20 protein-coding genes and 1 pseudogene are annotated in these 22124 nt (G+C 64.3%); 12 read left to right on the forward strand and 9 right to left on the reverse strand.

The features are described 5' to 3' along the window. A partial coding sequence (locus Q0R16_RS11050; protein WP_295635951.1) for an SOS response-associated peptidase family protein occupies window positions 1-603 on the forward strand: 603 nt, incomplete at its 5' end. Window positions 604-688: 85 nt separating this feature from the next. On the opposite strand, the gene Q0R16_RS11055 is transcribed toward Q0R16_RS11050, so the two are convergent. Beyond that, window positions 689-1006 carry a hypothetical protein gene (locus Q0R16_RS11055; protein WP_295635952.1) on the reverse strand — a complete coding sequence of 106 codons (318 nt, stop codon included), beginning with the start codon at window positions 1004-1006 and terminating at the stop codon, window positions 689-691. A gap of 121 nt (window positions 1007-1127) precedes the next feature. Here Q0R16_RS11055 and Q0R16_RS11060 point away from each other — a divergent pair, with 121 nt between their 5' ends. Further along, window positions 1128-2051 (forward strand): S1/P1 nuclease, encoded by a 924-nt coding sequence (locus Q0R16_RS11060; protein WP_295635953.1) that lies wholly within the window; start codon window positions 1128-1130, stop codon window positions 2049-2051. On the opposite strand, the gene panC is transcribed toward Q0R16_RS11060, so the two are convergent. Next, window positions 2035-2913 carry a pantoate--beta-alanine ligase gene (gene panC, locus Q0R16_RS11065; protein ID WP_295635954.1) on the reverse strand — a complete coding sequence of 293 codons (879 nt, stop codon included), beginning with the start codon at window positions 2911-2913 and terminating at the stop codon, window positions 2035-2037. The genes Q0R16_RS11060 and panC overlap by 17 nt on opposite strands. Window positions 2914-3022: 109 nt before the next feature. Between panC and Q0R16_RS11070 the strand changes: the two genes are divergently transcribed. The 4 genes from Q0R16_RS11070 (at window position 3023) to Q0R16_RS11085 (ending at window position 8428) form a co-directional block, all read left to right on the forward strand. Further along, window positions 3023-3916, forward strand: coding sequence for a division plane positioning ATPase MipZ (locus Q0R16_RS11070; protein ID WP_295635955.1), 894 nt, complete (start codon window positions 3023-3025; stop codon window positions 3914-3916). 13 nt (window positions 3917-3929) lie between these two features. Next, window positions 3930-4220 carry a J domain-containing protein gene (locus tag Q0R16_RS11075; protein ID WP_295635956.1) on the forward strand — a complete coding sequence of 97 codons (291 nt, stop codon included), beginning with the start codon at window positions 3930-3932 and terminating at the stop codon, window positions 4218-4220. A gap of 78 nt (window positions 4221-4298) precedes the next feature. Next, on the forward strand, window positions 4299-5717 hold the full coding sequence (gene pgmG / locus Q0R16_RS11080; protein WP_295635957.1) for a phosphoglucomutase/phosphomannomutase PgmG: 1419 nt from the start codon (window positions 4299-4301) through the stop codon (window positions 5715-5717). A 257-nt stretch (window positions 5718-5974) separates the two neighbouring features. Further along, a complete protein-coding gene (locus tag Q0R16_RS11085; RefSeq protein WP_295635958.1) occupies window positions 5975-8428 on the forward strand; it encodes a ligase-associated DNA damage response DEXH box helicase in 2454 nt (817 codons plus the stop codon). Between the two features lie 88 nt (window positions 8429-8516). On the opposite strand, the gene Q0R16_RS11090 is transcribed toward Q0R16_RS11085, so the two are convergent. From Q0R16_RS11090 to Q0R16_RS11105, 4 genes are all read right to left on the reverse strand, one after another. Next, the gene (locus Q0R16_RS11090) at window positions 8517-8954 is read right to left on the reverse strand and encodes a biopolymer transporter ExbD (protein ID WP_295635959.1); all 438 of its coding nucleotides are present in this window, start codon (window positions 8952-8954) and stop codon (window positions 8517-8519) included. An 84-nt stretch (window positions 8955-9038) separates the two neighbouring features. Next, window positions 9039-9530, reverse strand: coding sequence for a biopolymer transporter ExbD (locus tag Q0R16_RS11095; protein WP_295635960.1), 492 nt, complete (start codon window positions 9528-9530; stop codon window positions 9039-9041). A gap of 172 nt (window positions 9531-9702) precedes the next feature. Beyond that, complete coding sequence (locus tag Q0R16_RS11100; protein ID WP_295635961.1) at window positions 9703-10476, reverse strand: MotA/TolQ/ExbB proton channel family protein; 774 nt, start codon at window positions 10474-10476, stop codon at window positions 9703-9705. 92 nt (window positions 10477-10568) lie between these two features. Next, a complete protein-coding gene (locus Q0R16_RS11105; protein WP_295635962.1) occupies window positions 10569-11234 on the reverse strand; it encodes an energy transducer TonB in 666 nt (221 codons plus the stop codon). Between the two features lie 409 nt (window positions 11235-11643). Between Q0R16_RS11105 and Q0R16_RS11110 the strand changes: the two genes are divergently transcribed. From Q0R16_RS11110 to Q0R16_RS11120, 3 genes are all read left to right on the forward strand, one after another. Then, entirely contained in the window at window positions 11644-12447 is an 804-nt protein-coding gene (locus Q0R16_RS11110; protein ID WP_295635963.1) for a hypothetical protein, read from the forward strand. A gap of 6 nt (window positions 12448-12453) precedes the next feature. Then, window positions 12454-12882: a thioesterase family protein gene (locus Q0R16_RS11115; protein WP_295635964.1), complete on the forward strand. Its 429-nt coding sequence runs from the start codon at window positions 12454-12456 to the stop codon at window positions 12880-12882. A gap of 79 nt (window positions 12883-12961) precedes the next feature. After that, on the forward strand, window positions 12962-14290 hold the full coding sequence (locus Q0R16_RS11120; RefSeq protein WP_295635965.1) for a homoserine dehydrogenase: 1329 nt from the start codon (window positions 12962-12964) through the stop codon (window positions 14288-14290). 10 nt (window positions 14291-14300) lie between these two features. Here the strand turns inward: Q0R16_RS11120 and Q0R16_RS11125 are convergent, their stop codons facing one another. Then, a complete protein-coding gene (locus Q0R16_RS11125) occupies window positions 14301-14807 on the reverse strand; it encodes a hypothetical protein (RefSeq protein WP_295635966.1) in 507 nt (168 codons plus the stop codon). 139 nt (window positions 14808-14946) lie between these two features. Between Q0R16_RS11125 and glpX the strand changes: the two genes are divergently transcribed. After that, complete coding sequence (gene glpX / locus Q0R16_RS11130) at window positions 14947-15945, forward strand: class II fructose-bisphosphatase (protein ID WP_295635967.1); 999 nt, start codon at window positions 14947-14949, stop codon at window positions 15943-15945. A gap of 151 nt (window positions 15946-16096) precedes the next feature. Next, complete coding sequence (locus Q0R16_RS11135; RefSeq protein ID WP_295635968.1) at window positions 16097-16336, forward strand: hypothetical protein; 240 nt, start codon at window positions 16097-16099, stop codon at window positions 16334-16336. A gap of 87 nt (window positions 16337-16423) precedes the next feature. Here Q0R16_RS11135 and Q0R16_RS11140 read toward each other — a convergent pair whose 3' ends face one another. After that, window positions 16424-18382, reverse strand: a complete 1959-nt coding sequence (locus Q0R16_RS11140) for a serine hydrolase domain-containing protein (RefSeq protein WP_295635969.1) — start codon at window positions 18380-18382, stop codon at window positions 16424-16426. A 201-nt stretch (window positions 18383-18583) separates the two neighbouring features. Here Q0R16_RS11140 and Q0R16_RS11145 point away from each other — a divergent pair, with 201 nt between their 5' ends. After that, the gene (locus Q0R16_RS11145; RefSeq protein WP_295635970.1) at window positions 18584-19717 is read left to right on the forward strand and encodes a serine hydrolase domain-containing protein; all 1134 of its coding nucleotides are present in this window, start codon (window positions 18584-18586) and stop codon (window positions 19715-19717) included. 80 nt (window positions 19718-19797) lie between these two features. Here Q0R16_RS11145 and Q0R16_RS11150 read toward each other — a convergent pair. After that, window positions 19798-22124, reverse strand: a pseudogene (locus Q0R16_RS11150) (DNA-directed RNA polymerase subunit beta'); the annotation flags it as partial.

A 22124-nucleotide genomic window follows, 5' to 3' on the forward strand; every position in this document is an offset into this window, starting at 1 on the left:
CCGCTCGATACGACGGGCGCGAACTTGGGCGCGATGGATGAAATCTATCCCGAGGCGATGGCGCCGGTGATTTTGAGCGCCGCGCACGGCCAGCCGCGCCGGCTCGAAACGATGCGCTGGGGCTGGCCGCCGTTCGGCGAAATCAAGCGGCCGATCACCAATGTCCGCAACCTGGCCTCGCCGATGTGGCGATCGGCGCTGGCCGATCCGGCGAGACGATGCCTGGTGCCCGCAACCGCGTTCAGCGAATGGTCGGCCAAGCCCGATCCCGCGACCGGCAGGAAGCGCAAGCACTGGTTCGCGCTGGCCGACGACAGCCCGTTCGCCTTCGCGGGATTGTGGCGCCCGACCGTTGAGGGACCCCGCTTCGCGTTCCTGACTGCCGCGCCCAATGCGATGGTCGGAGCGATCCACCCCAAGGCGATGCCGGTGCTGCTGACCCCGGGCGCGCTGGCCGATGCCTGGCTGTCCGGCGATGGCGCGGTAGCTGCCGCGATGCAGCAGCCGTTTCCAGACGCCGAGATGCGCGAGCTTGCGACCGAGCAGCTCGCACCGACCAACACCCCGGCACCCCGCCCGCGCGAACCGGACTTGTTCGGCTAGCCCATCAACGCCAAACGCCCGCCAGGCCGAAGCCTGACGGGCGCGAGCGGAGCGGGCCTGGCGTTTGCCGGGCCGTGCCGAACGATCAGTTCTTCACGCCAACGGTGGGCACGTCGATCTTGGTCTTCTTGGTTTCGACAGTCGGTACATCGACCGTCTGCTGGGTTGTGCCGACCACGATCTTCTTCGAATCCACGTCGACCTTGGGCAGTTCGCCGCCCTGGGCTTCGACCTTGATCGACGGCAGCGAGCCCTCCTTGGTCACGTTGGCGCTCCAGAAGCCGGTGGCGAACAGCACCACGACGACAACCACTGCCAAAGCGACCAGAACACCGATCACGGTGCCTGCACCACTGCGGCGTTCAACAACAACACGTCCGTTTTCGTCGGTATAATTTGCCATGGTAATTCCCCTAAGATGTTGAATGGAAAACCCGGAGTCGACGATTTGGTTCCAGCCCAGGGCGGACGGCTGCGCAGCGGCACGAGTTTGCCGGCGCGCCGATCGGCGTTATGGGTGCGGCATGACCTTGCGATCACCCCTTGCCCACGCGCTGCTTGCCATCGCGGCCACGGCCTTCTTGCTGGCTGCCACACCCGCTTGCGCCTGGTCGAATGCCGGGCACATGGCGAGTGGCGCAATCGCGCACGACAAACTTGCCGTCAGTGACCCGGCAGCGTTGCGCGCGGTGCTGTCAATCATGGCGCACCATCCCGACGCGGCGCGCTTCGCCCGCAATCTCGGTGCCGCGCACGGCCCTGTACGCGATCGGCTGGTGTTTGAATGGATGGCACGCTGGCCCGACGATATCCGCTCGACGCCATGGAGCCATCCTGAATGGCATTATCAAGCGCGGGTCGCCAGCGGCTGGACCTGGCTGCCTTACGAAGCCGGCGAGGCCGCCGGCGCATTCGATCGGAACCTTGCCATAGCGCTCGACCCTGCCAGGCCCGCAGGCGATCGCGCCATCGCGCTGTGTTGGGTGTTCCACTTGACGGGCGATATCCAGCAGCCGCTCCACGCCGGGCACCACATGTCGTGGCGCTTCTACGCGACCGACCGGTTGGGCACGATCGCCTGGGTACGCCCCAACGTGGGCGACCAGCCGCTCGAACTGCACCAGTACTGGGATCATGCCGCCGAAGACCCCCTCCTCGACGACAGCGCCGGCGCGGCAGACCTGGCATCGCGCGCAGAAGCGCTGCGGCTCCCCGCCGATCGTTCAGCCACGCTGGCGCCGCACGCCCGGTTCGCCGCATGGATGGGCGAAAGCCGCGTGCTCGCCGACCGGGTCGTTTATCGCGACACCACGTTGAACGCCGGGCGCGATCGTGACCACGCAGCGGTGCTTGGACCCAAGGCCAACGTAAGGGCATACGCCATCGCCACCTTGCGTATTGCGATGGCCGGGGACCGCTTGGCCAATCTGCTTAAAGGTTTGCGCTGAGTCCCATATTGTCGATCAGCCGCGTGCCGCCGATCCGCGCCGCCACCAGCAATCGCGCGGGGCGCGGCCCGATCGCGACCAGCGGAGCGAGCGTTTCGGAATCCCGCAACTCGGCATAATCAACCGTGCTGAAACCGGCCGACAGTAGCGCTACGTGCAATGCGGCAAGTGCGTTCGGCACTGCCTCCCCTTGCTCGATCACGGCAACGCAGCGGTGCATCGCCTGGGGCAGCGCAACCGCGCGAGCGCGATCTTCGGGCGAAAGGTAGCGGTTGCGGCTGCTCAGCGCCAGGCCATCGGCTTCGCGCACGATAGGAACGCCGATGATGGCGTGGACATGAGGCCGGGTCAGATCGAGATCGCGCGCCATTTGCCGGATCACCGCAAGCTGCTGCCAGTCCTTTTCGCCGAACAGCGCAATATCGGGCAGCACCTGGTGGAACAGCTTGCACACCACCGTGGCCACACCATCGAAATGTCCGGGCCGCGAGGCGCCGCAAGCGCCTTCGCTGACGCCGCTGACCGAGACGTTGGTGGCATAGCCCGCCGGATACATCTGATCGAGCGTGGGCGCCCACAGCAGGTCGACGCCTTCGGCCGCGAGCAGCGCCGAATCCGCGTCGAACGTGCGCGGATAAGCGTCGAGGTCTTCGTTGGCGCTGAACTGGCGCGGGTTCACGAAAATCGATACCGCCACCAGATCGGCATGATTGCGCGCTTCACGCACCAGCGCGAGATGGCCATCGTGGATGGCGCCCATCGTCGGCACCAGCGCCAGGGATCGGCCGATCTGGTCTTTTCCACGCATTTTGAGGTCGGCAACGCACGTCCGCAACGCGTCAAGCCGGAAGATGGTTTGCACCGCGATCCCCTGTCCTCTAATCCCGAGCCACCGCGCGGCGGTTTGCGGCTTAACCTGGCGGCGGCCATAGGCGGTCCCCTAGCCCGTGGGCAAGCCACTCGCAATTGTAATGGAAAAGGCAGGAATTTCGGTGACCAGCGGCCAGTTCGACAAGCTTCCCGGCACGGCGCAACCGCACGGTCCGTCCGCCGGCGATCCGCACAGGATCGTCTTCGCCAATGAAAAGGGCGGCACCGGCAAGTCCACCACGGCGATGCACGTTGCCATCGCGCTGGTCTATCAGGGTGCCAAAGTTGCGGTGATCGACCTCGATCCGCGGCAGCGCACACTCCATCGCTATCTCGAAAACCGCGCCGAAACGATCAAGCGCCGCAGCATTGCCCTGCCTACCGCCACGTTCGAAGTGTTCCGCGGTGACAGCGTCGAACAGCTCGAAGCGATGGCGCTCGACGTCGGCACAGGTCACGATTTCCTGCTGTTCGACACGCCGGGCCGCGACGATCCCTTCGCGCGCCATGCCGCCACGTTCGCCGATACGCTGGTGACCCCGCTCAACGACAGCTTCGTCGATTTCGACCTGATTGGCCAGGTCGACGCCGAAACGTTCAAGGTGCGGCGCCTGTCGTTCTATGCCGAGATGATCTGGGAAGCCCGCAAGAAGCGCGCGATGACCACGATCAAGCAAGGTCGCAAGGAGATGGACTGGGTGGTCGTGCGCAACCGCACCCAGCACGTCGAAGCGCGCAACATGCGCCGGATCGACCAGGCGCTGGGTGAATTGTCGAAGCGCGTCGGTTTCCGGGTGACCAATGGCCTGTCCGAACGCGTGATCTACCGCGAATTGTTCCCGTCGGGGCTGACGCTGCTCGACAAGGGCCACCTGGGCGAACTCGGGACCAGCCATCTCGTCGCGCGGCAGGAAATGCGCGCACTGGTGATGGGGCTCAACCTGCCGAATCCCGCGCGCGTGTCAGCGGATCCCGTGCTGGAAGCCGCGCAGTGACGGGGTTTCGGCCTTGATCAAGCTCATCATGCTGGTGGTGCTCGGCAGTATTGCCTGCAAAAGCTTGTCGGGCCACTGGCCATGGGAATTGATGCGCGCGGCTGACCGGTCTGCCGCCGAAGCCCGCGCCCGTTCGTTGCTGGGCGTGTCGCGCAGTGCAACCCGTGAGGATATCATCGAAGCGCACCGCCGGCGGCTGACGCAAGTTCACCCCGATCGTGGCGGATCGAGCGAAGCCGTGCATGAAGCGGCAGCGGCGCGCGATTTGCTGTTGGCCCGATTGTCGGAACGTCAGCTTCGCTGATCCGAGCGCCATCGGCAGGTTCAGTTTTTTGAAATCCCGGTCTTCACTCCAATCCTGCATTCAGGAGCAAGCATCCGCATGAGTCATCAATTCCACCCCACCGTCCTGCGCGAATACGATATTCGCGGCATCATCGGTGAAACGTTGGGTGCAGACGATGCACGCGCGATCGGGCGCGGTTTCGGCTCGCGTGTGCGGCGCTTGCACGGCGATGCAGACGGTGTGCTGAAGGTGGCGGTAGGATATGACGGGCGGACGAGTTCGCCGATGCTTGAGCACGCATTGATCGAAGGGCTCAACGCCAGTGGCGTCGACGTGGTGCGGGTGGGTATGGGGCCTACCCCGATGCTGTACTATGCCGAAGCGTCAATGGAAGATGTGAAAGGCGGCATTCAGATAACCGGCAGCCACAATCCCGCCAATTATAATGGCTTCAAGATGGTACTTGGCGGCCTTCCGTTCTTCGGCGAAGACATACTCGATCTCGGGACACTGGCCACCAGCGGCGATTGGCTGGACGGCAACGGTACGAGCGAGAGCCGCGAGATCCTGAGCACATATGTCGACCGGCTGATAGAAGGCCTCGACGGGATCGACCGCGAATGGCTGAGCCGTCTTCGCATCGCGTGGGACGCCGGCAACGGCGCGGCGGGCCCCGCGCTCGAACTGCTGACCTCGCGCCTGCCGGGCGAACACGTACTGCTTTTCACCGAAGTGGACGGGCATTTTCCCAATCACCATCCTGATCCAACCGAGGAGAAGAATCTGGCCGATCTTAAGGCCGCTGTAGTTAACAAGAACCTCGACTTCGGAGTGGCATTCGACGGAGACGGAGACCGGATCGGCGCAATCGATGGCCAGTGCCGGGTTATCTGGGGCGATCAACTGCTGATGATCTACGCCGAGGACCTGCTGCGGATGGAGCCAGAATCCACGATTATCGCGGATGTGAAGGCCAGTCAGGCACTGTTCGACCGCGTTTCCGAACTCGGTGGCAAGCCGCTGATGTGGAAGACCGGGCACAGCCTGATAAAGTCCAAAATGAAGGAGGTTGGCAGTCCCTTGGCCGGCGAAATGAGCGGCCACGTCTTTTTCAAGCACCAATATTACGGATTCGACGATGCGCTCTACGCCGCAATCCGGCTGATCGCCGCCTCGTGGCGACTCGGAAAATCGGTCACGAGCTTGCGCAGCGCGATGCCGGCGATGATCAACACCCCCGAATTGCGCTTCCAGGTCGACGAAACCCGCAAGTTTGCGGTGATCGACGAGGTGAAAGCGCGGCTCAAGACCAGCGGCGCCACGGTGGATGAAACCGATGGTGCCCGCGTCAACACCGTCGACGGCTGGTGGCTGCTGCGCGCCTCGAACACCCAGGACGTGCTGGTCGCGCGCGCCGAAAGCCATACGCAGAACGGACTGGAGCGGCTCTTGACGCAGATCGACAACCAGCTAGCAACAAGCGGACTTGAGCGCGGGCCGCAGGCTGGGCATTGAGCGTGAATGGGTAAAAGTGCCTCTGGCGGGCAAGGGTCATCACCCTTGCATCCCGGTGCTGTCGAGGTGAGCTGGTTTGGCAAGGGAGCTCCCCGACCGAACGTCCGAACGGTTTAAGGCCGCTTCGCGGCACGTGATGCCGCTTCGATGATACACGGCGTGGCCAGTTCCGGGTAGCAAGGGCGGTGGCCCTTGCCCGCCGGAGGCTCTACTTCCAATCCATAGCCTCCCACTCGCTCCGATCGAGCTTCGTCAACATGCAACAGGCCGCAATCCCGCCCGAAATCGAAGCCTGGTTCACCGGCCGCGGCTGGCGCGTGCGGCGGCACCAGACCGACATGCTTGGCGCGGACGATGCGGGCCTTCACGCGTTGCTGGTGGCCGATACCGGCGCGGGCAAGACGCTGGCTGGCTTTCTTCCGACGCTGGCAGCCTTCTCGCCGTCGCGGCTTAGTGGGCGGCCGCCGCCCGAGGGCTTGCACACACTCTATGTTTCGCCGCTGAAGGCGCTGGCGCACGACGTTCAGCGCAACCTGATGACGCCGATCGATGAAATGGGCCTCCCGATCAGGGTCGAGACGCGGAGCGGTGATACGCCCAGCGATCGCAAGGCCCGGCAGCGGGCACGGCCTCCGCATGTGTTGCTGACCACGCCCGAATCGCTTTCGCTGTTGCTGACTTATCCCGAAAGCGCGGCTCTGTTTGCGACCTTGCAGCGCGTGGTGATCGACGAAGTCCACGCTTTCGCCACGGGCAAGCGCGGCGATCTTCTGGCGCTGGCGCTCACGCGGCTGCTGGGCTTCGCGCCCGATTGCCGCCGGGCCGCGCTTTCGGCAACGCTGGCGGATCCGGGCGAGTACCAGGCGTGGCTGGCGCCGTGGGGCGAGATCGATACGGTCGCATTGGTAGAGGGCGAGGCCGGTGCGCCACCCGAAGTCGAGATCCTGCTGCCCGAAAATGCGCCCGAACCGATCGCAATGCCGTGGGGCGGCCACGCGGCGACCTGGGCGGTTCCGCAGTTGTACGAGGCGATCAAGGCCAACCGGCTGACGCTGATCTTCACCAATACGCGGTTTCTGGCCGAGCTGATCTTTTCGCTGTTGTGGGACGCCAACGACGACAATCTTTCGATCGGCATCCACCACGGTTCGCTATCAAAGGAGGCGCGGCGCAAAGTCGAATCTGCGATGGCGAGCGGCAAGTTGCGCGCGCTGGTGGCTACGGCCAGTCTCGACCTCGGTGTCGACTGGGGCGATGTCGACCTGGTGGTGCAGATGGGCGCGCCCAAGGGTTCATCGCGGTTGCTGCAGCGGATCGGGCGCGCCAATCACCGGCTCGACTGTCCCAGCCGCGCGCTGTTGGTGCCGGGCAACCGCTTTGAATTCCTCGAGGCGACCGCGGCAGTCGATGCGGTGAACCAGGGCCAGCGTGATGGCGATCCGTTCCGTGATGGGGGGCTCGATGTGCTGGCGCAGCACGTGATGGGTTGCGCCTGTTCCGGGCCGTTTCACGAGGGTGAATTGCTGGCGGAGATCCGCTCGTCCGCTGCCTATGCGTGGTTGGATGCGGAGATATGGCGGCGCGTGCTCGGGTTCGTGTCTACCGGTGGGTATGCCCTTAAAGCCTATGATCGCTTCCGGAAAATCGTGCGCGATCCTGACGGGAGGTGGCGGTTGACGCATCCCGAGATGGCAGCGCGGCACCGCATTAACGCCGGGATCATCGTCGATGCCGAAATGCTCGATGTGCGGTTTCGGAACGGGCGCTCTCTCGGGAAGGTCGAGGAGAACTTCGGCGCCAGCCTGAGGCCGGGTGATACCATCCGCTTTGCCGGCATGGACCTGGAAGTCGAGGCACTGAAAGACCTTGAACTGATCGTGCGCGCGGCGAAGAAAGCCGGGCAGATCCCCAGCTACATGGGCGCGCGGATGCCTTTGACTACGCATCTTGCTGATCGCGTTCGCACGCTATTGTTCGATCGCGGAGGTTGGGCACGCTTTCCCGAGGATGTGCGCGAGTGGCTGGAGATGCAGGATTGGCGCAGCGTCCTGCCTGGCCCGGGTGCGCTGGTTGCCGAAAGCTTTCCCTATCGCGGGCGGTATTACACGGTGTTCTATCCGTTTGAGGGCTGGGCGGCGCACCAGTCGCTGGGCATGCTGGTTACGCGCCGGATGGAAGCGCAGGGGCTTTCACCGCTCGGCTTCGTGGCGTCCGATTATGCCTTGGCGGTCTGGGGCCTCAAGCCGATCACGGACCCGGCGGCGCTGCTTTCACCCGATATCCTGGGCGACGAATTCGTCGAGTGGGTCGAGGGCAGTTACCTGCTGCGCCGTGCCTTCCGCGAAGTGGCGGTGATCGGCGGACTGGTAGAACGGCAGCAGCCCGGGCAGAAGAAAAGCGGTCGCCAAGTCACCTTCTCGACCGACCTGATTTACGATGTTCTACGAAAATACGAACCCGATCACTTGCTGTTGCAAGCCGCGTGGGCCGATGCGCGCGCGAAGATGACCGATGTCGGTCGGTTGGGCGATTTGCTCGAACGCGCAGCTGGGCAGCTTGTACATGTGGAACTGGAGCGGGTCAGTCCGCTGGCGGTGCCGGTGCTGGTGATGATCGGCCGCGAATCGCTGCCGCAGGGAGCAGCGGATGATGAATTGCTGGAGGAAGCGGAGAGCCTGGCCGCGGCGGCGATGCGGCCTGATCCGGCGTAGTTGAGGCGGAATCTGCGGCCCCATAAGCAAACGGGGCGGATTGCTCCGCCCCGTTCGTTGGCTTTCGCCGGGTTCGTTCCGCTCGCGCTTACTGCTTGGTGAACGTCGCGTAGAGTTCGTTGTGCACGAACCCGAACTTGGTCAGCTTGAGCAGGGTAATGTCCCGCATCAGCCGGTTCGCGATTTCATAGCTGGCGTAAGCTTCGGGCTCGAACTGGAGTTCAGGCTCGACCGCCATGGCCTTTGTGGCGCGCAATGTTGTGACCAACTGCGATTCGCTCAAAGGCGTACCATTCCAAAGGATCTGGTTCTGTGCCGTGAGGTTCAGTTTGTTCTTGTCCGGCTTGATCTGGACGTCCGGCGGTGGCTGATCGTTCGGCGACGGCAGATCGATCGTGACCGCGTGGTTGGCCACCGGAATGGTGATGATGAACATGATGAGGAGCACGAGCATGACGTCGATCAACGGCGTCGTGTTCATTTCCATCATCGGCGAGCCATCGTCTTTGCCGCCGCTCATTGCCATCTGGGTTACTCCGTTTTCAAGTCCGGCTCGTCAGAGCCTGATTGCATGCGCCAGGCCATTGGTGGCCCGAGAATTTCTGCCCGCTTACTTGGGATTCGGATCGACCGGGGTCGAAATGAAGCCCACCTTCGGGAAGCCCGCCGATTGCACGCCGTAGATCACACCGGCAATGCACTTCCAAGGGACGTTGACGTCCCCGCGAATGTGCACTTCGGGGATCTTTTCAGGATCCATGTTTGCGGCACCGCCTTCGCGCTTCACGATCGCATCAAGACGGGCAAAGGCCTGCTTGTAGAGTTCGGTGCTGTCTACCGGGGTGGTGTTGTTGACATAGACCCGGCACTGGCCACCGCGCGCAGAGCCTTCATAACCCGCCTGCTTGGGGCTGCGTCCGGCGCTATCGGTTGCGACGACCGCGAGCTGAAGGTTTTCGACCTTTTCCTTCGATTCTTCGGACGGGAGAATGGGAACCTTGAGCTTTTCAACCGACTGGATCGCGATCGGAACCGCGATGAGGAAGATGATCAGCAGCACCAACATCACATCCACCAGCGGGGTGGTGTTAATTTCGGACATGGGGCGTTCTTGTCCCCCTGCGCCGCCTACCGTCATTGCCATATTCTAAATCCTATCCGTTGCTTGTCGCGGGCAGAGGGGCCGTAGACGGGTGCCCCACCGATTTATCGGCCATGGACCAGCGAGAACGGACCGGGTGCGCGCATAAGGCGCGCGCACCCAGACCTGGAGCTTACTTCTTCGGCGCAGCGGCAGCAGGAGCGGCCGCGCGAGCAGCAGGAGCAGCCGCCAAAGCAGGCTTGATCGTGCCCTTGGAGTTGATGTTCGCGAGCAGATCGGTGCTGAAACCCGAGAGCAATTCAGCGATCTTCTTGTTGCGTGCCTGAAGCCAGTTGTAGCCGAGCACTGCGGGAACCGCCACGAGCAGGCCGAGCGCCGTCATGATCAGCGATTCACCGACCGGGCCAGCAACCTTGTCGATCGAAGCCGATCCGGCAAGACCGATCGCGATCAGCGCGCGGTAAATGCCGACCACGGTGCCGAACAGGCCGACGAACGGCGCGGTTGCACCAACGGTAGCGAGGAACGGCAGACCACCGGCAAGACGCGAATTGACGAGGGCTTCCGACCGCGCGAGCGAACCGTGGAGCCAGTCATGCGCTTCCATCGAGTCCGTCATCTTGCTGTGCTGGTCTTCAGCCGCGATGCCATCGTCGACGAGCTGGCGCCAGGCGCTGTCCTTGTCGAGCTTGCTAGCGCCTTCACGGATCGTGGGAGCGCGCCAGAAGTTTGCGCGCAGCGCCTTGTACTGGCCCATGATCTTCTGCTGATCGAAGTACTTGGTGAACAGGATGAAGAATGACCCGAACGACATGATCGCGAGGATGATGACCGTTGTGATGCCGATATAGTTCGGCCCTTCTTTCGTGAACAGGGCTTCGTAGAAACCGAACTTGTTCTGCGGAGCAGCATCAGCAACCGCTTCGGCCAGGATGTGGATAAGCATGTGCGGGTCTTCCTCTCAATACAATACGAAATGGGTGAGCAATGTGGGCAATGAAGGTCTGGCGCCGGCCCAGACCGAGCCGGCGCGCAGTGTCAGTCTTTGGGTATCTGCCAGCGAACCGAGGTTGCGTACGAACCCGACGTCGGCTTTCCGTCACCATCCAGTGCGGGCGAGAAGCGCGCGCGGCGAGTGGCAAGCTTGCAGGTCGTGTCGTCAAGTTCGGGCGAACCGCTGGACTTGGTCACCGTGCAATCGGTCACGCGACCGTCCGGCCCGACCGTCAACCGAAACCCGGTTACGCCCTGTTTGCCTTCACGCATTGCCGAAGTCGGATAATCGTTGTCCGACATCAACCCGGAGCTGGCGCCTTTCAGCGACGCGGGCTTTGCCGTGAACCGCGGTGGCGGCGGCGGAGCGGCCGGCGGTGGCGGCGGCAATGCCACGACTTGCGGCGGCGCTGGCGGCGGTGGTGTCTGTACCGTTTCGATGTGCGGCGTCACCACGTTGAGCTGGATCTTCGGCGGCGGCGCCACGATGGGCGGCGGCGGCGGCAGCTTTTCCTTTGGAGGTGGTGGCGGCGGCGGCGGCGGCGGTTCGTCCTTGATGTCGATCGCGCTCGTCGTTTCCTTGATCTTCTTGTACGCCGAAGCTGCAAGGCCGGAGACCAGCGCATAGCCGACGACGATGTGCAGAATCGCCACGACGATGAACACGGTCATCCGATTGCCGCTCATCTGGTTTTGGTCAGCGTAGGCCATTCAGCTGTTAAACTCCCAATTCGAGTCCTGGCCGAAGCACAGGCCGATGACAGACACACGCCTTCAGACCAAGGCGATTCCTGCGGCCGGGAATCACCTTCCTGGCGCGTCAGGCAAATTCTTATTGCTATCCACCCTGCCGGGCAACCCCGTACTCCGCTATCGGGCGCAGGGCGACCGGCAGCGATTTTGTCGGGCATTATTCTTGAGGCTGCCCGTACACCGCTAGTTCTAACGCCGAAGGGAAAGGCGCGCAATTGCTTTGTGGGTTAATGGCAAATTCAGACGTTGCGCGCTCCAGATGCTCCGTCATGCGCCGCTGCGGGGCTTGGTACTCATGATCTGAAAAGGACCTTGAACAATGCCAGCACACCGCATCCGACCGATCATGCTTGCCGCTGCCGGGGCCATGACACTCTTGCCGCTAAATCCCGGAAATGCCGCAATTGTCCCGGCCACGACGCCCCCGGCGCCACAGCTTGCCTATGCCGATCTGGTCGACCTCGTCGATGGCACGCCGATTGTGGCGCGGGTCGAAGTGCGCAAGGCGGCCGCGCTCAAGCCAGAGCAATCGCCAGGCGTCAGGCCCGGCTTTGCGCGCATCTATATCGAAGCGCGCACCCGCGCGGTGCTGCTGGGCGACGGGGTCGGCGAATCGCTGCACTTCCTCGCCGACGTGCCCGTAGACGCCGTGCGCCGCCGCCCGGTGATGCCGAAGGGTCTGCTGTTCGTGTTCGCCCGGCCCGTGCGCGGCAGCGCGGGCGAGCTTCAACTGGTCGCCCCCGATGCCGCAGTCGGTTGGAACCAGGAAACCGAAGCCCGGCTGCGCGGCGTGTTGACCGAACTGGTTGACCCCGCCGCACCGCCCAAGGTGCGCGGGCTTCGCGACGTGCTGCATGTGGCCGGCACGCTGACCGGCGAGGGCGAGACGCAGATCTTCGTTGCCACCACGCGCGATCCTTTCGCGATCAGCGTCGTGCGCAGCCCGGGCGTGGCGCCGCACTGGGGTCTGAGCCTGGGCGACGTGATCGACCCCGCCGCCCGCCAGCCCGAACGCAACACGCTGCTGTGGTATCGGCTCGCCTGCTTTCTGCCGCACAGCTTGCCCGCTGGTGCCAATATCTCGATCGATCCGGCCGATGCCGCACTGGCTGCGCAGGACTACGCGAAAGTCATCTCCGATCTTGGCAGTTGTCCGCGCACGCGGCATTGAACCGTTATGCCCGATTCCCCACCTTCTGCGCCCTTCACTCACCGCTTTCGTGTCCGATATGCCGAAGTCGATCCCCAGTCGGTGGTCTTCAATTCGCGCTACCTCGAATATGCCGACTTGCTGATCACCGAGCATTGGCGGGATTGCGGCGTGCATTTCGCCGGCGATGATGCGCTCGAATTCCACGTGGTGCGCGCCGAAGTCGATTTCCGCAGCCCCATCCGGGTCGATGAATGGGTCGAAGGCCGGGTGTGGACCGATCGCATCGGCACCAGCAGCGTGACCACACGGATCGAACTGCACGGCGCCGACGATGGCGTGGAGCAGGATCTGCGCGCGACGATCGTGCTGGTCCACGTCCACGTCGATCTTGCCAGCGGACAGCCGATGCCGGTTCCGCCGCGGGCGAGACTGGCGCTTGGGGTTCAGGAATAACGCCGGACTCTGGTAATTTCAGGCGCGCTGCCTTAGGGGCCGGCGCCTGGCCGAACGGCCTTGTTGGGGACACTGTCAGATGAGCAAACCGCTGCGGATCGCGCTGGCCGGGCTTGGCACCGTGGGCGGGGGCGTCGTTCGCCTGATCGAAACCAACGCCGCACTGATCGAGCGGCGCGCCGGGCGCGCCATCGAAATCGTGGCAATCAGCGCGCGCGATCGCAGCAAGGACCGCGGCGTCGACCTTTCGCCTTACCGCTGGGAAGACGACATGACCGCCTTCGCCACCGATCCCGGGATCGACGTGGTGGTCGAACTGGTCGGCGGCTCCGACGGCCCGGCGTTGACGCTGGCCCGCCGCGCGCTGGCGCAGGGCAAGGCGCTGGTGACGGCCAACAAGGCGATGATCGCGCATCATGGCATCGAACTGGCCACTGCAGCCGAAGCAGCCGGTGTCGCGCTCAAGTTCGAGGCGGCGGTGGCGGGCGGCGTGCCGGTGATTAAGGGCCTGCGCGAAGGCGCAGCGGCCAACGCGATCCTGCGGGTCTATGGCATCCTCAACGGCACCTGCAATTACATCCTCTCGACGATGGAGGACACCGGCGCCGATTTCGCCGCGGTGCTCGCCGAAGCGCAGGCCAAGGGCTATGCCGAGGCCGATCCCAGCTTCGACATCGACGGGGTGGACGCCGCGCACAAGCTGGCCATCCTGGCGAGCGTGGCGTTCGGCACCACGATCGATTTCGCGCCGGTCGAGATCACCGGTATTCGCCGCGTGCTGGCCGCTGATATCGCGCAGGCCGATGCACTGGGCTATTACATCCGGCTGATCGGCATGGCCGAGACCGAGCAAGCCGCCGATGGCACCACGCGGCTGTTCCAGCGCGTCCATCCGCACCTGGTGCCGCGCGATCACCCGCTGGCGCATGTCGACGGCGCAACCAATGCGGTTGTGGCCGAGGGCAACTTTTCGGGCCGGCTGCTGTTCCAGGGCGCGGGCGCGGGCGATGGGCCGACCGCGAGCGCGGTGGTGGCCGATCTGATCGACATCGCACGCGGTGATGCCAAAGGTCCTGGTGCTGCGCCGTTCTCCATCCCTGTCGCCGCGCTCGAAACGCTGGCTCCAGCCGACAGTGGCCCCCGCATGGGTCGGGCATATCTGCGGTTTACCGTGGCCGATCGGCCGGGCGTTCTGGCCGAAATCACTGCCGCCATGCGCGACGCCGGCGTGTCGATCGAAAGCCTTATCCAGAAGGGTCGCGCGGGTGCGGGCGGCACCGACACCGTGCTCGTGGCGATGGTCACGCACGAAGGTCCTGAATCCGCGATCGCCAAAGCCCTGCGCTTGCTCCATGGCTCGCCCAGCCTGACCGAACCGCCGTTGGTGATGCATATCCTGAGCGACTGAAACGCCAGAGTTACGGCGCCGGAATCTCACCCTTGGCGATCTTGTCGGCATCCGATCCCGGCGGGGCTTCGGGGATCTTGCTGAGATCGATATAGTAGATCGGCGGTGGTGCCCGGCCGATGTTGCCGCGGCAAACACCATCTGCGCCTGGGCGGCACTTGATGCCATCGAGGTCGGGGGCGCGCGGCACGCCCGTACGGGTCGATTTCGCGGAGTCGGTTTCGTTGCGCAAGGGCAGCCGGTCGCGTTTGTTCCTGTCGGGATCGGCACAGACCACAATTTCACGGCTGTTCTCAGCCTCGCGCTTGCAGCGCTTGGTAGGGTCTTCGAACATGGCCTTTTCGCGGGCCAAGGCTGCATCTGCGCGTTCGGAAATCGATTTTTCGGATTCGGGTTTTTCATTGACCGGGCCATAGAGCGCCTGCGCATCAGCAGGCGCAACCGCGCCGATTGGCACAACACTGATGGCAAGCCAGCCGAGCGTGACCCAGCCGCGAGAGTTTAGCACGTCGTTCACCGCCTTCCGTCCGGTGCGTTAGGGGAGGTTCGATGCGTGAACCACCAATGAACGCCCACAAACACCGGCACGCCACTCGACAGCGCGGGCACCCGTGGCTAAGCGCGCGGCATCGCTCTATTCTGCAAGGAAGCCGTTCATGTCCGAAACTTCGTCACATGGCGGCACGCCCGTCAGCCAGGTTCTTGATCGCGTGCTCGTTCTCGAGATGGTGCGCGTCACCGAAGCGGCTGCGATCAACGCCGCCAAGCTGATCGGCCGGGGCGACGAAAAGGCCGCCGATCAGGCCGCGGTCGAAGCCATGCGCGCGGCGCTCAACGAACTCTACATGGATGGCACCGTCGTGATCGGCGAGGGTGAGCGTGACGAAGCGCCGATGCTGTTCATCGGCGAAAAGGTCGGCAGCGCGATCGGCACCGGCCCGCGCATCGACATCGCGCTCGATCCGCTCGAAGGCACCACCATCACCGCCAAGGCCGGCCCCAACGCGCTGGCCGTGCTGGCAATCGCCGAAGAAGGCTGCCTGCTCAACGCGCCCGACGTCTATATGGAAAAGCTCGCGGTCGGCCCCGGCTATCCCGAAGGCGTGATCGACCTCGACAAGTCTCCGAGCGAGAACGTCAAGGCGGTGGCCAAAGCCAAGGGCGTCGAGCCGGCCGACATCATCGTCTGCGTGCTCGACCGCCCGCGCCATACCGCGCTGATCGCCGAATTGCGCGCGCTTGGCTGCGGCGTGCAGCTCATCCCCGACGGTGACGTTGCAGGCGTGATCGCCACCACCAACGATGATACCACGATCGATCTCTACATGGGTTCGGGCGGAGCCCCTGAAGGCGTGCTGGCGGCAGCCGCGCTGCGCTGCGTCGGCGGCCAGTTCAAGGGCCGGCTGCTGTTCCGTAACGAGGACGAGAAAGCGCGCGCGCGCAAGTGGGGCATCACCGACCTCAACAAGCAGTACGATCTGAGCGAACTGGCCAAGGGCGATTGCATCTTCGCGGCCACTGGCGTGACCGATGGATCGTTGCTGGCCGGCGTCAAGCGCCGCAAGGACGGCACGCTGACCACCGAAAGCGTGGTGATGCGCGCCAGTTCGGGCACTGTGCGCTGGGTCAAGGGCGAGCACCGCAAGCCGGGGTGAGGGTTGAATTACGCCAGGCTTACGGAAACCATTGCTGTTCGCAGATATTTTCACGGATCTTGTCGATCGCGATAGCGTATTGCCGGGGTAGCACACTATATCCGGCGTTGACCCGGACGCGGTGCGACCGGTCAACTATGGAGAGAATCCCATGCGCAAACTGTTTCCAGTTGTCATTTCCGCCGCTCTCATCGCCTCGCTTGCGCCGGGCGAAGCATCGGCCAAGGGCTGCATTCGCGGCATGATCGCGGGCGGCGTCGCGGGCCACTATGCCGGGCACCACGCGGTTGCCGGCGCGATGGCGGGCTGCGCGGCCGGCCACTATTACTACAAGCACAAGGCTGCCAAGGCCGCTGCTGCGGCACCGGCCAAGCCCGCCGGCGCGCATTGATCGACTGAACGCGCGCCCTCGGGCGTGGCGAGCAAAACCGAAGCCCCGCCCGACCATGCGTCCGGCGGGGCTTTTGCTTGCGCGCGTTCAATCCGCGGTGAACACGTAAACGTGTTGCCCGTCACGCATCGTCAGCGTGCGCTTGCCATCCACTTGCCCGATCAACGCGTCGACGCCGAGCAAATCCGCCCCGGTCACGACCACACTGTCGGTCTTGTCGGGGTTGTGCTGGATCGCGAAGGGTTCGACAAACCCGCCGATCCGTACCGTACTGACCCCGTTTTCGCGCACGATCTCCAACCGGCCCAGACTGGCGTTGCGATAGTTTGCCGCCAGATTCTGCATAGCGATGGCGTCTTCGCCAAGGCTCAGCTTCGTGCGGAGTGCCGCCATCTCGGCCTGCGTGCTTTGCGCCGCAGCAGCCACGCGCGCCGCGGCTTCCGGGCGGCCGTCATAGAGTACCTCGATCAGCCGGCGCAGCAAGGGGTCGAGCAAGTTGCCGCCTTCGTCCGAATTGGTCAGCACCACCAAGCCGGTGCGAGCGCCGGGCAGCGCAAACCAGTTCGATTTGTAGCCTGCCAGGCTGCCGCCGTGGAACACCACGTCCACGCCGTAGCGGTGCCGCACTTCCAGCCCCATGCCGTAGAATGTGTCCTCGCCCGCGGGCACGTTCTTGCGCCGGCGTTCGAGCAGATTGGCTGCGCTCACCAGCCTGGTGCCATCGGGCAACTGTCCCTCGCCAAGTTCGAGTTGGACGTAGCGCGCCACGTCGTGCGCGCTCGACCAGGCGCCGCCCGCCGGGCGGAACGGCGCGATTTGGCGATTGAGCGTCTGCGCAAGCGGCACCGGCTTGCCATCGAGTGCCAGCGCGCTCGGATCGGCATGATCGGCGGCAAGCGCGACTGTGAAATCGAAGGTGGTGTCGGTCATGCCCAGCGGGCCGAACACGCGCGTCTGCATCGCCTTGTCATAAGCCGCGCCCAGTTCCAGCGCGGGATAGGCGATGTGCCCGCCGACATAACCCGCGGCCGAGGCCATCAGGTTGTTGTACTGGAACACTTCACCGAACTTCGAGGTTGGCGCAGTGGCGGCAAGCTGGACGAATGTATCGCTCGCCGGGGTATCGGGCCGCGTCGCGAACAGCCATTCCATGTCCTTGCGCGGCAGCCCGGTGCATGCGCAAACCAATTGGCGCATCACCACCTTGCCGGTGATCTCGGCGCTGCCCAGCCGGAAACCGGGATAGACCTGCGTGACTGGCTGGTCCCAGCGCAGTTTGCCTTCATCGACCAGCCGCGCCAGCAGCAGCGTCGACATGCCCTTGGTGTTCGAGGCGATCATGAAGCGCGTATGCGCACCGACCGGCGCGGTGCCGCCGAGCGCCTTGACGCCCACGCCGCCTTCCCACACGATCTTGCCGTCCTGGATCAGCGCAATCCCCGCGCCGGGCACTTGCAACTTCACCAGCGCATCGGCAACGAAATCGGTCAGCGCCTTGACCCGCTCGGGCGTCAGCTTGTGCGCGGTGGCGGCGGAGAAATCCTCGCGCGCGAAGCCCTTGGGGCGCAAGCTGCTGGTCATCTGGCCCAGTGCCGCGCCGCGTTTCTCGCCGGTGGCTTGCGAGCCGTCCAACACCAGCGCCACCCAGCGATCACCGCGTCGCAGCACCGTGACTTCGAGCACGGCGTGCTCGCCCGGGGGCACGGTGAAATCGGCCACCGCGCGCTCGTCCCACCCGTCAATCGGCGCGCGCGGAGCCAGAACTTCGAGTGGGCGCGGCTTTGCGCCAGTCCTGGCCAGCGCCAAGGTCGCTGCTGCGCGCGCATCGGCTACCCGGCCAAGGTCGATCACGGTCACGGCCAGGTCGCCCTCGGGCGCTGACACGCGAATCAGGTCTGGACCGGCGGTGACCGTCCAGTCATGGACGGCGGTGAAAGCCGCAACATCGCCCAGCGCTTGCGCCACGTCCGCCGTCAATGGCTTGGGCGCTTCGGCCCACGAGGGCACCGCCGCCAGCGCTGCGCCGATCGCCATGGGCGCCGCCATCCATCGGAGCGTTGCCCCCATCCACAATCCTGCCATCGAATTTCCCCCGTTCGCGAAGCGCTTTTGCGCCCGGCATGGTTCGCATTGTCAGAGCTTGGCCGCAATCCTGTCGAGCGTTCTACCAACGTCGTGCAGCGATCGATCAAACCGATTCTCCAAGGCGGCTTCCGCCGCGCCCGACAAGCCGCTAGCCTTGCACGCATGATCGATGACACCCCGCTCGAAACCGCGATCGCCCAGGGCAAGCTGCCCGGCGCCGTCGCCATGCTCTCCACCCGCGAAGGCGAGACATACGCGCGCGCGTTCGGCATGGCCGACGCCACCACCGGCCGGCCGATGGCGGTGGACACGCCGTTCCAGATCGCGTCGATGACCAAGGCAATCGTCTCGGTCGGCGTGATGCATTTGGTGGAGCGCGGCGCGCTGTCGCTCGATGCACCGATCGGCACCGTGCTGCCCGATCTTGCCGACAATCGGGTTCTCACCGGTTTTGCTGCGGACGGCACGCCCCAACTGCGACCAGCCAGCCGCCCGATCACGCTGCGCCACTTGCTCACTCACACCGCGGGCCTCGGCTACGCCTTTGTCCAGCCCGAAGTTCTGTGCTTCTATCAGGCGACCGGCATGCCGGCGCCGGGCAGCCGACGCGGCATTACCATGCCACTGCTGTTCGATCCCGGCGAGCAGTGGGCATACAGCGTCGCCACGGACTGGATCGGACTCGCCATCGAAGCCGCTACGGGTTCGTCGCTCGGCGTCTACCTCGCCGAACACGTGTTTCAACCGCTGGGCATGGATGAAACCGGTTTCCTTCGTGCGTTGCCCGACAACGCCGCACGGGTCCACGTGCGGAACCCTGAAGGCGGGCTTGGCACAATCCCGATGTTCCTGGGCGGAGGCGAATTCGAATCGGGCGGCGGAGGCCTGATCTCGACCGCGCCCGATTACACCCGGTTTGTCCGCATGATTCTGCGTGGCGGCGAACTTGACGGCGCGCGCGTACTCAAGACCGAAACCGTTGACGAGATGAGCCGCAACCAGGTCGCGCCGCTCAAGGCCGGCGCAGTCGGCACTTCGATGCCCGAATTCGCCACCGCGTTTGATCCCTTTCCGGAACAACACAGCGGCTGGGGCCTCGGCTTCCTCATCAACCCCGACCAGGGCCGCGATGGGCGCTCGCCCGGCAGCTTGTCATGGGCGGGGATCTTCAACAGCTACTACTGGATCGATCCCAAGGCTGACGTTGCGGGCGTGTTCATGGCGCAGATGGCACCCTTTGCCGATGCCGGCGCGCTTGGGGCCTATGCAGCGCTGGAGCAGATGGCTTACGCCTGACACTTGAAGGCAAAACCAAAAACCCCGCCGGATCGCTCCAGCGGGGTTCCTGATTTCAGCGTATCCCGAAAATGAAAGGCTTATTCAGCCTCACCCTCGTTGCCGGCCTTGAGCAGGTAATCACCTGCATCCGCGTCCAGCCCATGGGTTGCACCCTCGACCAGCGCCAGCGGATCGTCACCGATCGCCGCTTCGGGGCCTTGCGCCAGTTCAGCGGCGTGTTCTTCCGCTGCGGTTGCCGGGGCAATGAGCGAGGCCTGCAGCTTGCGGTACTGCGCACGAAGCGCGGCATCACGGCTGGTGGCGGCCACGCGCATGCGGTTCATGCCGGCGCCGGTGCCCGCCGGGATAAGCCGGCCGACAATGACGTTTTCCTTCAGACCGATCAGCGAATCGCACTTTCCTTCGACCGCCGCCTGCGTGAGCACGCGGGTGGTTTCCTGGAACGATGCGGCAGAGATGAACGAACGCGTCTGCAGCGAAGCCTTGGTGATGCCGAGCAGCACCGGCTTGCCCACCGCCAGGCGCAGGCCCGGTTCGAGCTTCGCGTTGTATTCGTTCATTTCTTCGTAATCGAGCTGTTCGCCCGCCAGCAGGGTGGTGTCGCCGCCATCGGTGATTTCCACCTTCTGCAGCATCTGCCGGACGATCACTTCGATGTGCTTGTCGTTGATCTTCACGCCCTGGAGCCGGTAGACTTCCTGGATTTCGGCGACGAGGAATTCGGCCAGAGCCTCGACCCCCATCACTTCCAGAATGTCGTGCGGATCGGCGCTGCCCGAGATCAGCGTATCGCCCTTCTTGACGTAATCGCCTTCCTGGACTTCGATAACCTTCGACTTGGGGATCAGGTATTCAACCGTGTTCCCTTCCTCGGGCACGATCGCGATCTTGCGCTTCGCCTTGTAATCGCGGACGAATTCGACCCGGCCCGAGATCTTGGCGATGACCGCCTTGTCCTTGGGCTGGCGCGCTTCGAACAGTTCGGCAACGCGCGGCAGACCACCGGTGATGTCGCGCGTTTTCGCAGCTTCGCGGCTGCCACGGGCAAGCACGTCACCCGCTGCGACTTCCTGGCCGTCCTCGACCGAAAGCGTAGTACCCGGCGCCAGCATGTAGCGCGCGGCTTCCCCGCTATCGCCGTCCATCAGCGTCATGCGCGGACGAAGATCGTTCGTCTTGGCACGACCGGTGGAGCGGTTTTCGGTGACAACGCGCTGCACGATGCCAGTGGCATCGTCGGTCACTTCGGTCATCGTCTTGCCGTCGATCAGGTCCTGGTAGCGAACGGTGCCGGGCTTGTCGGTGATCACCGGGTTGGTGAACGGATCCCATTCGGCCAGGCGTTCGCCCTGCTTCACGGTTGCACCATCCTTGTGGAGCAGGTGCGTACCGTAAGGCACGCGGTGCATTGCGCGTTCACGGCCTTCGGTATCGTAAAGCACGATTTCACCGTTGCGCGCGAGGCTGAGCAGGCGGCCGCGCTTGTCGACGATGGTCGGGATGTCGCGGTATTCGACATGGCCATCGCAGATCGATTCGAGGTTCGACTGCTCGTTGACCTGCGCCGCGCCACCGATGTGGAACGTACGCATCGTCAACTGCGTGCCAGGTTCACCGATCGACTGCGCCGCGATCACGCCGACCGCTTCGCCGATATTGACCGGGGTGCCGCGGGCAAGATCACGCCCATAGCAGCGCGCGCAAACGCCCTGGAGCGAGGCGCAGACGAGCGGCGAGCGGATCTTCATCCCCTGCAGCCCGAGCGCCTCGATCTGCGCGACCATCGCTTCGTCGAGCAAAGTGCCCTCGCGGATGACGACTTCCTCGGTCTTGCTGTCGACGATGTCCTCTGCCGTGGTCCGGCCAAGCACGCGGTCGGACAGGCTGGCGATGACGGTACCGCCCTGGACGATGGCGCGCATTTCGAGCGCCTGGTCGGTGCCGCAATCTTCCTCGACGATGACCGCGTCCTGCGACACGTCGACGAGACGGCGCGTGAGGTAGCCCGAGTTGGCAGTCTTCAACGCCGTGTCCGCAAGGCCCTTGCGAGCGCCGTGGGTCGAGTTGAAATATTCGAGGACGGTCAGGCCTTCCTTGAAGTTCGAGATGATCGGGGTCTCGATGATCTCGCCCGACGGCTTGGCCATCAGCCCGCGCATACCCGCAAGCTGCTTAATCTGTGCCTGCGAACCACGGGCACCCGAATGCGCCATCATGTAGATGGAGTTGATGTCTTCCTCGCGGCCATTTTCGAGCATTTTGACCGACGAGATTTCCTTCATCATCTGCTCGGCGATCTTTTCCGAGGCTTTCGCCCAAGCGTCGACCACCTTGTTGTACTTTTCGCCCTGAGTGATCAGGCCGTCATTGTACTGCTGCTCGAAGTCCTTAGCGAGCACGCGGG

The sequence above is a fragment of the Novosphingobium sp. genome, assembly GCF_025351285.1.
Lineage (GTDB): Bacteria > Pseudomonadota > Alphaproteobacteria > Sphingomonadales > Sphingomonadaceae > Novosphingobium.